Below are 12106 nucleotides of genomic sequence, written 5' to 3'. Positions count from 1 at the left end.
TCGGCTGCGCAGCAGTCGTAAGGACTGCAAATGCGGTCTGACTGGAAGAATGCAAGGGAGCGCTTCGCACTCCCGCGGGAGCAAGCTCCCTCGCCACATTACCTTCTTAGGCCCTCTTTTGGTGCCTTGGGGAAGTGAGTAGACTGCGCGCCTTTTTGCAAGGATCGCTACCATGTTGCTGATGCTCTACCTGATCGCCATCACCGCCGAAGCCATGACCGGCGCGCTCTCTGCGGGCCGTCGCGGCATGGACTGGTTCGGCGTGGTGCTGATCGCTTGCGTGACGGCGCTGGGTGGTGGTTCGGTGCGCGACGTGTTGCTCGGCCACTACCCGCTGACGTGGGTAAAACACCCGGAATACCTGGTGCTGACCTCCATCGCGGCGATGGTTACGGTGTTCACCGCACGCTGGATGCGTCATTTGCGTTCGCTGTTTCTGGTGCTCGATGCCGTCGGTCTGGTGGCCTTCACCCTGATTGGCTGCATGACTGCCCTGGAAATGGGCCATGGCATGTTGGTCGCCTCGGTCAGCGGGGTGATCACCGGGGTGTTTGGCGGGATCCTGCGGGACATCTTCTGCAACGACATTCCGCTGATCTTCCGCCGTGAGCTCTACGCCAGCGTTTCGTTCGCCGCGGCGTGGTGTTACATGCTCTGTCTGTACCTGAATTTGCCGGGAGAGCAGGCGATTCTGATCACGTTATTTGGCGGATTTCTGTTGCGCTTGCTCGCCATTCGTTTCCACTGGGAAATGCCCAAATTCGTCTACAACGACGAAGCCTGACACCGCCATCCCTGTAGGAGCTGCCGAGGGCTGCGATCTTTTGATCTTAAAAAATCAAAATCAAAAGATCGCAGCCTTCGGCAGCTCCTACAGGAGTCCGTGTTGTTTCAGGGCCCACTCGACGTGTTCGCGGACCAGTTCGGACGGATGTTCACGCCGCGCCTTGAGGGCTTCCACCACCGGAATCGTAGAAGGCGCATTGCCCAACCCCACCGCCAGATTGCGCAACCAGTTTTCGTAACCGGTGCGGCGCAGGGGCGAGCCTTCGGTGCTGCTCAGGAATTTTTCCTCATCCCACATGAACAGCTCGGCAAGTTCGGCGTTGTCCAGGTTGTGTCGCGGCTTGAAGTCGCTTTCGCCGGACGGACGGGCGAAGCGGTTCCACGGGCAGACGATCTGGCAATCATCGCAACCGAACACCCGGTTGCCGATCAGTGGTCGCAGGTCTTCGGGGATGGCGCCTTTGAGCTCGATGGTCAGGTAGGAAATGCAGCGTCGGGCGTCCAGCACGTACGGGCCGACAAAGGCGTTGGTCGGACAGATGTCGAGGCAGGCGCTGCAACGGCCGCAGTGTTCGGTGGCGTGGGGCGGGTCCACCGGCAGCGGCAAATCGACGAACAGTTCGGCGAGGAAGAAGTAACTGCCGGCCTTGCGATTCAAGACCAGTGTATTTTTGCCGATCCACCCCAGGCCGGCCTTTTCCGCGATGGCTTTTTCCAGGACTGGAGCGCTGTCGACGAACGCGCGATAACCAAACGGACCGATCACCGCCTGAATTTTTTCCGCCAGATGCTGCACGCGTTTACGGATCAATTTGTGGTAATCGCGGCCCAAGGCATAACGCGAGACGTAGGCTTTTTCCGGTTGGGCGAGCATGTGCGCCATTTGCGTGTCGCCCGCCAGGTAATCCATACGCAAGGAAACTACGCGCAACGTGCCCGGCACCAGCTCTTCCGGATGCGAGCGTTTGCTGCCATGGGCGCCCATGTAGTCCATTTCGCCGTGGTAGCCAGCTTCGAGCCAGCGCTCCAAATGCTGCTCATGCTCGCCCAGGTCGAGACCGCTGATGCCGACTTGCTGGAAGCCCAGCTCGCGGCCCCAGTCCTTGATGGATTGGGCGAGGGCGGGCAGGTCTGTGGTAATTGCGGGCATGAGGCGAGAGAAACCGGAGCTGAGGTGCGTATAATTCTGCCAGACATCGGAGCCCGAAGACGCATGCCGCACACTAAAGATGATTTACCCGACGCGCTGTATAGCGCCGAGCAGGTCCGAGGACTCGATGCGAGCCTGATCGCGGCCGGCACACCGGGCTTCGAATTGATGCAGCGCGCGGCGCGGGCGACCTGGCGTGCGCTGGTCCGCCAATGGCCGACGGCCAATGTATTGAGCGTGCTGGCCGGTCACGGTAACAACGCTGGCGACGGTTATCTGGTGGCGGTGCTGGCGCAGCGCGCCGGTTGGTCGGTTCGGGTGCTGGCAGTGGGCGATCCCCAGCGGCTACAGGGTGATGCGGCGTTGGCCCATGCCGAGGCGGTATCGGCCAAAGTGTCCATCGAACCCTGGACCGTGCAATCGGAACTGCACGGCGTTGTGCTGGACGCCTTGCTCGGCACCGGCCTGACCGGTGAAGTGCGTGAGCCGTTTGCCAGCGCCATCGCCGCGATCAATGCCAGTGGCTTGCCAGTGGCGGCGGTGGATATTCCGTCGGGGCTGTGCGCTGATACCGGTCGTCGACTCGGCGATGCGGTGCGCGCCGATCTGACGGTCACTTTCATTGGTTTGAAACTGGGGCTCTTCACCGGCGATGCAGCGGATGCAGTGGGCGAATTGGTATTCAACGACTTGCACACCGATCCGCAGTTGCTTGAAGGCGCGCCAATCAGTGCTCGTCGTCTGACAGTGGGCAATCTGCCGCGCTTGGCCGCGCGTCCACCCGCTTCCCATAAAGGCAAGTTCGGCCATGTGCTGCTGATCGGTGGCGATCGCGGTTTGGGTGGTGCGATCCTGCTCAGTGCGCAAAGTGCGCTACGCAGCGGTGCCGGCATGGTTTCCGTCGCGACGCGTAGCGAACATGTGCCAGCCGCGCTGGCGAGAATCCCCGAAGCGATGGTATTGGGTACTTCGTCGGCCAATCAGCTGATGGAATTGCTGCAAAAAGTTTCTGTGTTGGTCGTCGGACCAGGCCTGGGGCAGGCCGGTTGGGGGCGCAGTCTTTTGTCAGCCGCCGCCAACGCCCCGTTGCCGCAAGTCTGGGACGCCGACGCGCTAAACATGTTGGCCGAGGAACGTGTGACTTTGCCCAAGGAGTGTGTGATCACACCGCATCCGGGTGAAGCGGCGCGATTGCTGGGCATGACCACGGCGCAAATCCAGGCCGATCGCCCTGCGGCGGCTCATGCCTTGAGCAAAAAATATACAGCGGTCGTGGTGCTCAAAGGCGCCGGCAGTTTGATAGCCAGCCCTGACGGTCAGTTGGCCGTGTGTCATCAAGGTCATCCGGCGATGGCAACCGCAGGGTTGGGCGATGTGCTGGCCGGTCTGGTGGGCGCGTTGCTTGCTCAGGGCATGAAAGCGTTTGATGCCGCGTGTCTGGCGGTCTGGTTGCACGCCAATGCCGGCGAGCAACAAGGTAAATTTGGCCGTGGGCTGGCGGCCAGTGATCTGATCCCGGCCATTCGTCAGTTGTTGGAGGAGCAAGCACCGTGTCTGAAGTAACCCTGTACCTGGCTGATGAAGCGGCGATGACCGCGTTTGGTACGCGCATCGCCCAAACGACACAAGGGCACGGTCTGATTTTTCTTGAAGGGGATTTGGGCGCGGGGAAAACCACGCTGTCGCGGGGGATTATTCGCGGGCTTGGGCATGTCGGGGCGGTAAAAAGTCCGACGTTCACATTGGTCGAACCCTACGAGATTGGCGACATTCGCGCCTTCCATTTCGACCTGTACCGTCTGGTCGATCCGGAAGAGTTGGAGTTCCTCGGCATTCGCGACTACTTCGAAGATGACGCGTTGTGCCTGATCGAATGGCCCGACAAGGGTGCAGGCTTTTTGCCAAAGCCTGACCTGACCATTACCATTAGCCCGCAAGACAGCGGGCGTTCGCTGAAAATTTTGTCCCAGGGCTCGCGTGGCGAGTCGTGGTGTGCCGCTTTGGCATTGGAATCCAAATAAATGATGGGGTTAGGTATGCGCTTTCGCGCGTTGGTTGCTGCCGTAGGGGTGTTGTTTTTGGCGGTGACCGTCGACGCTGTGGCCGAGACGAAGGTCAACAGTGTTCGCCTGTGGCGGGCGCCGGACAACACGCGACTGGTGTTTGACCTGACCGGTCCCGTCCAGCACAGCGTTTTTACCCTGTCGGCACCGGATCGCCTGGTGATCGACATCAACGGCGCGTCCCTTGGCGCACCGCTGAACGTTAACACCTCCAACACTCCGATCACCGCGATGCGTTCGGCACAGCGCACGCCGACCGATCTGCGGGTGGTCATCGACCTGAAAAAGGCCGTTACTCCGAAAAGTTTCTCCCTGGCCCCCAACGCCCAGTACGGCAACCGACTGGTGGTCGACCTGTTCGATAACCCGGCCGATGCCGCGCCGCCGCCAGCACCGACGCCTTCGGTGGCCACGGTGCCTGCCGTGCCGGTCACGCCGACGGAACCGGCAATCAAGTTGCCGCCAGCCCCGGCCGGCAAACGCGACATCGTTGTGGTGATCGACGCCGGTCACGGTGGCGAAGACCCCGGTGCTTCCGGTTCTCGCGGTCAGCGTGAAAAAGACGTGGTGCTGCAGATTGCCCGCGAAACGCAACGCCAGGTCAACGGCATGAAGGGCTTCCGCGCTGAGTTGACCCGCACCGGCGACTACTTCATTCCATTGCGCGGTCGTACTGAAATCGCCCGCAAGAAGGGCGCCGACCTGTTCGTCTCGATCCACGCCGACGCCGCGCCTTCGGCCGCAGCTTTCGGTGCTTCGGTGTTCGCCCTGTCTGATCGCGGCGCGACTTCCGAGACTGCCCGTTGGCTGGCTGACAGTGAAAACCGTTCTGACTTGATCGGTGGCGCCGGCAACGTCAGCCTCGACGACAAGGACCGCATGCTCGCTGGCGTGCTGCTTGATCTGTCGATGACGGCTTCCCTGACGTCCAGTCTCAACGTCGGTCAAAAAGTACTGAGCAACATTGGCCGGGTCACGCCGCTGCACAAGCAACGCGTCGAACAGGCCGGGTTCATGGTGCTGAAGTCGCCGGACATTCCGTCGATCCTGGTGGAAACCGGGTTTATCTCCAACGCCAACGAAGCCTCGAAACTCGCGGCATCGACTCACCAGCAGGCACTGGCGCGTTCGATCAGCAGCGGTGTGCGGCAGTTCTTCCAGCAAAACCCGCCGCCGGGCACTTACATTGCCTGGCTGCGTGACTCTGGGAAAATCGCTCAAGGTCCGCGTGATCACCGGGTAAGCCCGGGCGAGACGCTGGCGATGATCGCCGTGCGTTATCAGGTGTCCCCGGCCGCCGTGCGCAGTGCGAACAACCTGTCGAGCGATGAGCTGAAGATCGGTCAGCACCTGACCATCCCGGGTAATGACCTGGCGGCCAAAGAATGAATCAGGTCGTGCTCAACGGCGCTCGCATCGAGCTGCTCAGCCCGCGACTGGCGAACCAGATTGCCGCCGGTGAGGTGGTTGAACGCCCGGCTTCGGTGATCAAGGAGTTGCTGGAAAACAGCCTCGACTCCGGCGCCAAGCGTATCGATGTCGACGTGGAGCAGGGCGGCGTCAAGCTGCTGCGGGTGCGCGACGATGGCAGCGGCATCTCTGCCGATGACCTGCCGCTGGCCCTCGCGCGTCACGCCACCAGCAAGATCCGCAACCTGGAAGACCTCGAACAGGTCATGAGCCTGGGTTTTCGTGGCGAGGCGCTGGCGTCGATCAGCTCCGTGGCGCGCCTGACCCTGACGTCGCGCACCCGTGATGCCGATCAGGCGTGGCAGGTCGAGACCGAAGGCCGGGACATGGCGCCTCGCGTGCAACCGGCAGCCCATCCGGTGGGCACCTCGGTGGAAGTTCGCGACCTGTTTTTCAATACCCCGGCACGGCGCAAGTTTCTCAAAACCGAAAAAACCGAATTCGATCACCTGCAAGAAGTGATCAGGCGTCTGGCCCTGGCACGCTTCGACGTAGCGTTCCACCTGCGCCACAACGGCAAAACCATCCTCAGCCTGCATGAGGCCCACGATGACGCGGCCCGCGCCCGGCGCGTGGCGGCGATTTGCGGCCCGGGTTTCCTGGAGCAGGCGCTGCCGATCGAAATCGAGCGCAATGGCCTGCATTTGTGGGGTTGGGTCGGTTTGCCGACGTTCAACCGCAGCCAGGCGGATTTGCAGTATTTCTTCGTCAATGGCCGTGCCGTGCGCGACAAACTGGTCGCCCACGCAGTGCGCCAGGCGTATCGCGACGTGCTGTTCAATGGTCGGCACCCGACGTTCGTGCTGTTTTTCGAAGTCGATCCGACCGGCGTCGACGTCAACGTGCACCCGACCAAGCACGAAGTGCGCTTCCGTGAAGGGCGCATGGTTCACGATTTCCTCTACGGCACTTTGCACCGTGCTTTGGGCGATGTGCGGCCGGATGATCATCTGGCGGCGCCGGTTGCGACGGCGATAGTTCGGCCGACCGGTCTGGATGCCGGTGAATTCGGGCCACAGGGCGAAATGCGCCTGGCGGCCAATGCGTTGCTGGAGCAGCCACAGGCTCAGCCTTCGTTCAACACGCCTGCCGGTTCAGGCGCTGGCGCCGGTTATCAGTATCAATACACGCCACGCCCGCAGTCCGGTGTGCCGGTAGCTGAAGCGCAAGCGGCCTATCGCGAATTCTTCGCGCCGTTGCCCGAGGCCAATGCGGTAGCGCTGCCGGCCGGGCAAGACGACATCCCGCCGCTGGGTTATGCGCTGGCGCAGCTCAAAGGCATCTACATCCTTTCGGAAAACGCTCAGGGGTTGGTGCTGGTCGATATGCACGCCGCTCACGAGCGGATCATGTACGAACGCTTGAAAGTCGCGATGGCCAGCGAAGGCTTGAGCGGGCAACCGCTGCTGGTGCCGGAATCCCTGGCGGTCAGTCAGCGTGAAGCCGATTGTGCTGAAGAGCATGTCGCCTGGTTCCAGCGCCTGGGCTTTGAATTGCAGCGCCTCGGCCCGGAAACCCTAGCCATTCGACAGATTCCGGCTTTGCTCAAGCAGGCGGAAGCCAACCGGTTGGTCGCTGATGTATTGGCCGACCTGATGGAGTACGGCACCAGCGATCGCATTCAGGCGCACATCAACGAACTGCTTGGGACCATGGCGTGCCACGGCGCGGTTCGTGCAAATCGGCGCCTGGCCCTGCCGGAAATGAATGGTCTGCTGCGCGACATGGAAAACACCGAGCGCAGCGGTCAATGCAACCATGGCCGACCGACCTGGACCCAATTGGGCCTGGACGATCTGGACAAACTGTTTTTGCGCGGTCGTTGATGAACCAGTTCCCACCTGCGATTTTCCTGATGGGCCCGACCGCCGCCGGCAAGACCGACCTGGCCATCGAACTCACCAAAGTCCTGCCTTGCGAACTGATCAGTGTCGATTCGGCGCTGGTTTACCGTGGCATGGACATTGGCACCGCCAAGCCTTCCAAAGAACTTTTGGCGCAGTTTCCGCACCGCTTGATCGATATTCTTGACCCGGCAGAGAGCTATTCGGCCGCGGATTTTCGCCGTGATGCCCTCGAAGCCATGGCCGAGATCACGTCGCGAGGAAAAATTCCGCTGTTGGTAGGCGGCACAATGCTCTACTACAAGGCTTTGCTCGAAGGTCTGGCGGACATGCCGGCAGCCGACCCCGAGGTCCGCGCGCAGATCGAAGAAGAAGCTGCACGCCTTGGCTGGCAAGCCTTGCACGACCAATTGGCAATCATCGACCCGGTTTCCGCTGCGCGCATTCACCCGAACGATCCGCAGCGTCTCAGTCGAGCACTGGAAGTATATCGCGTGAGCGGTCAGAGCATGACTGAGCTACGCTTGCAACAATCTGCGCAAAGTACTGAAGCAGCCGCTTCGGGACGTCAACAATTGCCCTATACTGTCGCGAACTTGGCCATTGCTCCGGCAAATCGTCAGGTACTTCACGAGCGAATTAAACAAAGATTCACTTTAATGTTGGAACAGGGATTCATCGACGAGGTCGTAGCCCTGCGTAAGCGAAGTGACCTGCATGCCGGGTTGCCGTCTATACGTGCGGTAGGCTACCGACAAGTCTGGGATTACCTGGATGGCAAACTGACGTCAGCCGAGATGCAGGAGCGTGGAATCATTGCCACGCGCCAATTGGCAAAGCGCCAGTTCACCTGGTTGCGCAGTTGGGCTGATTTACACTGGCTGGACAGCCTGGATTGCGACAATCTGCCGCGCGCCTTGAAATACTTGGGGACCATCTCCATATTGAGCTGAGTCCTTGCAATTGCCGTCTATCCTTGGGGGTGGGGCGGCCAAAGCCATTTTTTCACCTATTTTTATATTGAATCCTTAAAGGAGTGCGGCACATGTCAAAAGGGCATTCGCTACAAGACCCTTACTTGAATACTTTACGTAAAGAGAAAGTTGGGGTGTCCATCTACCTGGTCAACGGGATCAAATTGCAAGGTACGATCGAATCTTTCGACCAGTTCGTTATTTTGCTGAAAAATACCGTCAGCCAAATGGTCTACAAACACGCTATCTCTACAGTAGTGCCGGTTCGTCCAATTCGTCTGCCTAGCGCAACCGAATCGGAAGCGGGTGATGCTGAGCCAGGTAACGCCTGATAGGAGTCTCCTTTGTTCTTTGAGCGCCACGGTGGTGGTGAGCGAGTCATCCTCGTTCACTTGGATGGACAGGACCCTGAGGCGCGCGAAGATCCGCAGGAGTTTCAGGAATTGGCTAATTCGGCCGGCGCCGAGACCGTTGCGTTTTTTAACGTGCCGCGTCATCGGCCAACCGCCAAATTCCTGATTGGCAGCGGCAAGGTCGAGGAACTGCGCGACCTGGTTAAAGCCGAAGAAGCCGATCTGGTGATTTTCAATCACGTCCTCACGCCCAGTCAGGAACGTAACCTCGAACGTGTTTTCGAGTGTCGCGTGATCGACCGTACCGGTCTGATTCTCGATATTTTCGCCCAACGCGCCCGTACCCATGAAGGCAAGCTCCAGGTAGAACTGGCCCAGCTTGACCACATGAGCACCCGGCTGGTTCGCGGCTGGACTCACCTTGAGCGCCAGGGTGGCGGTATCGGCATGCGTGGCCCGGGTGAAACCCAACTGGAAACCGACCGCCGTTTGCTGCGGGTTCGCCTGCGCCAGATCAAGGGCCGGCTGGAGAAAGTGCGCAGCCAGCGTGAGCAGTCGCGTCGTGGCCGTTCGCGTGCAGATATCCCTACCGTGTCGCTGGTGGGATATACCAACGCCGGTAAATCCACGCTGTTCAATAACGTGACGAAATCCGACGTCTACGCGGCTGACCAATTGTTTGCCACGCTGGACCCGACCCTGCGTCGTCTGGATCTGGACGACCTGGGGCCGATTGTCCTGGCGGACACGGTAGGTTTTATTCGCCACTTGCCCCACAAGCTGGTCGAGGCATTTCGGTCTACCCTCGAAGAGTCGAGCAACTCCGACCTGTTGTTGCACGTGATCGACTCGGCCGAACCGGATCGCATGTTGCAGATCGAGCAAGTGATGGTGGTGTTGGGCGAGATTGGTGCCCAGGACTTGCCGATCCTCGAGGTCTATAACAAACTCGATTTGCTTGAAGGCGTTGAGCCACAAATCCAGCGCGATGAAAACGGCAAACCCCAGCGGGTCTGGCTGTCTGCGCGTGATGGCACTGGTCTGGAATTGCTTGAGCAAGCCATTGCCGAGTTACTCGGCGGTGATTTGTTTATCGGTACCCTGCGCTTGCCGCAACGATTCGCTCGACTGCGTGCGCAGTTTTTCGAACTCGGTGCGGTGCAAAAAGAAGAACACGACGAAGAAGGCATCAGTTTGCTGGCCGTTCGTTTGCCCCGGGTCGAGTTGAATCGACTGGTAAGCCGCGAAGGATTGCAGCCGATGGAATTCATCGAGCAACACACTTTGCAATAAAAGCCTGAGAAAGCGGTTGTGCCGTGGTGACAGGCATTCTGTAGCATTGGTCGGCGCGCCGTGGGTGCGTCTTTGCTTTATCAGATGGAGAGCGCTATGGCTTGGAATGAGCCGGGTGGCAACTCGAATAATCAGGATCCTTGGGGTGGCAAGCGCCGTAATAACGGCGATCGCAAGGGGCCGCCAGATCTCGACGAGGCCTTCCGAAAGCTGCAGGAAAGCCTCAACGGGTTGTTCGGTGGTGGTAAGAAACGCGGTGATGACGGCGGTGGATCGGGCAAGAGTGGCGGCTTCGGCGGCCTGCTCGGCATCGGTCTGGTCGTGTTGGCGGCCGTATGGCTGTACAGCGCGGTCTATGTAGTCGACGAGCAGGAGCAAGCCGTGGTGCTGCGCTTCGGCAAGTACTACGAAACTGTCGGCCCGGGTCTGAACATCTATTTCCCGCCGATCGACAAGAAGTACATGGAAAACGTCACGCGTGAGCGTGCGTACACCAAGCAAGGCCAGATGCTGACCGAAGACGAAAACATCGTCGAAGTGCCGCTGACCGTGCAGTACAAGATCAGCAACCTGCAGGACTTCGTGCTGAGCGTCGATCAGCCGGAAATCAGTCTGCAGCACGCGACCGACAGTGCCTTGCGCCATGTGGTGGGTTCCACCGCGATGGATCAGGTGCTGACCGAAGGTCGTGAATTGATGGCCAGCGAAATCAAGGAGCGTCTGCAACGCTTCATGGATACGTATCGCACCGGTATCACTGTCACCCAGGTCAACGTGCAGAGCGCAGCGGCACCGCGTGAAGTACAGGAAGCCTTCGATGACGTAATCCGTGCCCGTGAAGACGAGCAGCGTTCGCGTAACCAGGCTGAAACCTATGCCAACGGCGTCGTGCCGGAAGCCCGTGGTCAGGCCCAGCGCATTCTCGAAGATGCCAATGGTTACCGTGACGAAACCGTCTCGCGTGCCAAGGGTGAGGGTGATCGCTTCACCAAACTGGTCGCCGAGTATCGCAAGGCACCTGAAGTTACCCGCCAGCGTCTGTACCTGGACACCATGCAGGAAGTCTTCAGCAACACCAGCAAGGTTCTCGTGACCGGCAACAAGAATGGCCAGAGCAATCTGCTGTACTTGCCGCTGGACAAGATGGTCGAAAGTGGTCGCAGCTCCAGCACTCCGGTGACCGGCGCGGCAGCCAGCAGCAATGAAGCGAATGCGCGTGCGGCAGCTGATCTGCAGCAACAGCAAGCACGTACCAGGGAGAGTCGCTGATGAGCAATAAATCGCTGATCGCCCTTATTGTCGGCGTCGTCGTGGCGATCGCTGCCTGGAACTGCTTCTACATCGTGGCTCAGACCGAGCGTGCGGTGTTGCTGCAGTTCGGTCGCGTGGTCCAGACCGATGTTCAGCCTGGGCTGCATGTGAAAGTGCCTTACGTTAACCAGGTGCGTAAATTCGACGCCCGCCTGATGACGCTGGATGCACCGACGCAACGCTTCCTGACGCTGGAAAAGAAAGCCGTAATGGTCGATGCCTACGCCAAGTGGCGCGTGAAGGACGCTGAGCGTTTCTACACCGCGACTTCCGGTCTGAAGCAGATTGCCGACGAGCGTCTGTCTCGTCGTCTGGAATCGGGCCTGCGTGACCAGTTCGGTAAGCGCACCTTGCACGAAGTCGTGTCCGGTGAGCGTGATGCGCTGATGGCGGATATCACGGCTTCGCTGAACAAGATGGCCGAAAAAGAACTGGGCATCGAAGTTGTCGATGTTCGGGTCAAGACCATCGACCTGCCGAAAGAAGTAAACCGTAGCGTGTTCGAACGTATGAGCACCGAGCGTGAGCGTGAAGCTCGCGAGCACCGCGCCAAGGGTAACGAGCTGGCTGAAGGCATCCGTGCCGACGCCGATCGTCAACGCCGCGTGCTGCTGGCTGAAGCCTATCGTGAATCCGAAGAGATTCGCGGTGACGGTGATGCCCAGGCCGCTTCGATCTACTCCAAGGCGTACGGTCAGGATCAGGAATTCTACGCGTTCTATCGTAGCCTGCGTGCCTACCGTGAAAGCTTCGCGAACAAATCCGACGTCATGGTCCTCGACCCAAGCAGTGACTTCTTCCACTACCTGGAAAAAGCCAAGCCTTGATACGACGTTGACCTGATTCATCCCGCCGGGCGGCT

11 protein-coding genes are annotated in these 12106 nt (G+C 59.8%); 10 read left to right on the top strand and 1 reads right to left on the bottom strand.

The window, feature by feature from the left end; all coding sequences use genetic code 11:
• Positions 1–172: 172 nt before the first annotated feature.
• Positions 173–784 carry a trimeric intracellular cation channel family protein gene (locus tag KGB21_RS19670; protein ID WP_034148736.1) on the top strand — a complete coding sequence of 204 codons (612 nt, stop codon included), beginning with the start codon at positions 173–175 and terminating at the stop codon, positions 782–784.
• An 87-nt stretch (positions 785–871) separates the two neighbouring features.
• Here the strand turns inward: KGB21_RS19670 and queG are convergent, their stop codons facing one another.
• Positions 872–1936, bottom strand: a complete 1065-nt coding sequence (gene queG / locus KGB21_RS19665) for a tRNA epoxyqueuosine(34) reductase QueG (RefSeq protein WP_223506417.1) — start codon at positions 1934–1936, stop codon at positions 872–874.
• 63 nt (positions 1937–1999) lie between these two features.
• Between queG and KGB21_RS19660 the strand changes: the two genes are divergently transcribed.
• From KGB21_RS19660 to hflC, 9 genes are all read left to right on the top strand, one after another.
• Positions 2000–3499 (top strand): NAD(P)H-hydrate dehydratase, encoded by a 1500-nt coding sequence (locus KGB21_RS19660; RefSeq protein ID WP_223506415.1) that lies wholly within the window; start codon positions 2000–2002, stop codon positions 3497–3499.
• Positions 3487–3957 (top strand): tRNA (adenosine(37)-N6)-threonylcarbamoyltransferase complex ATPase subunit type 1 TsaE, encoded by a 471-nt coding sequence (gene tsaE / locus KGB21_RS19655; RefSeq protein ID WP_034148739.1) that lies wholly within the window; start codon positions 3487–3489, stop codon positions 3955–3957. The genes KGB21_RS19660 and tsaE overlap by 13 nt, the downstream gene beginning before the upstream one ends.
• Positions 3958–5388 (top strand): N-acetylmuramoyl-L-alanine amidase, encoded by a 1431-nt coding sequence (locus KGB21_RS19650; protein ID WP_411741405.1) that lies wholly within the window; start codon positions 3958–3960, stop codon positions 5386–5388.
• Entirely contained in the window at positions 5385–7295 is a 1911-nt protein-coding gene (mutL, locus tag KGB21_RS19645) for a DNA mismatch repair endonuclease MutL (protein ID WP_034148741.1), read from the top strand. Before KGB21_RS19650 ends, mutL begins: the two co-directional genes overlap by 4 nt.
• The gene (miaA, locus tag KGB21_RS19640; protein WP_034148742.1) at positions 7295–8266 is read left to right on the top strand and encodes a tRNA (adenosine(37)-N6)-dimethylallyltransferase MiaA; all 972 of its coding nucleotides are present in this window, start codon (positions 7295–7297) and stop codon (positions 8264–8266) included. Before mutL ends, miaA begins: the two co-directional genes overlap by 1 nt.
• Positions 8267–8358: 92 nt before the next feature.
• The gene (gene hfq, locus KGB21_RS19635) at positions 8359–8619 is read left to right on the top strand and encodes an RNA chaperone Hfq (RefSeq protein ID WP_007902656.1); all 261 of its coding nucleotides are present in this window, start codon (positions 8359–8361) and stop codon (positions 8617–8619) included.
• A 12-nt stretch (positions 8620–8631) separates the two neighbouring features.
• Positions 8632–9933, top strand: a complete 1302-nt coding sequence (gene hflX, locus KGB21_RS19630; protein WP_034148743.1) for a ribosome rescue GTPase HflX — start codon at positions 8632–8634, stop codon at positions 9931–9933.
• A gap of 96 nt (positions 9934–10029) precedes the next feature.
• Positions 10030–11202, top strand: coding sequence for an FtsH protease activity modulator HflK (gene hflK / locus KGB21_RS19625; protein ID WP_034148744.1), 1173 nt, complete (start codon positions 10030–10032; stop codon positions 11200–11202).
• Positions 11202–12071 carry a protease modulator HflC gene (hflC, locus tag KGB21_RS19620; protein ID WP_008064109.1) on the top strand — a complete coding sequence of 290 codons (870 nt, stop codon included), beginning with the start codon at positions 11202–11204 and terminating at the stop codon, positions 12069–12071. Before hflK ends, hflC begins: the two co-directional genes overlap by 1 nt.
• The last annotated feature ends 35 nt before the right edge of the window (positions 12072–12106 follow it).

This window comes from Pseudomonas sp. GL-RE-29 (assembly GCF_019947275.1).
Taxonomy (GTDB): Bacteria; Pseudomonadota; Gammaproteobacteria; order Pseudomonadales; family Pseudomonadaceae; genus Aquipseudomonas; species Aquipseudomonas fluorescens_A.
Note: the sequence above shows the minus strand (reverse complement) of the source record. Positions and strands in the feature narration are given on the sequence as shown.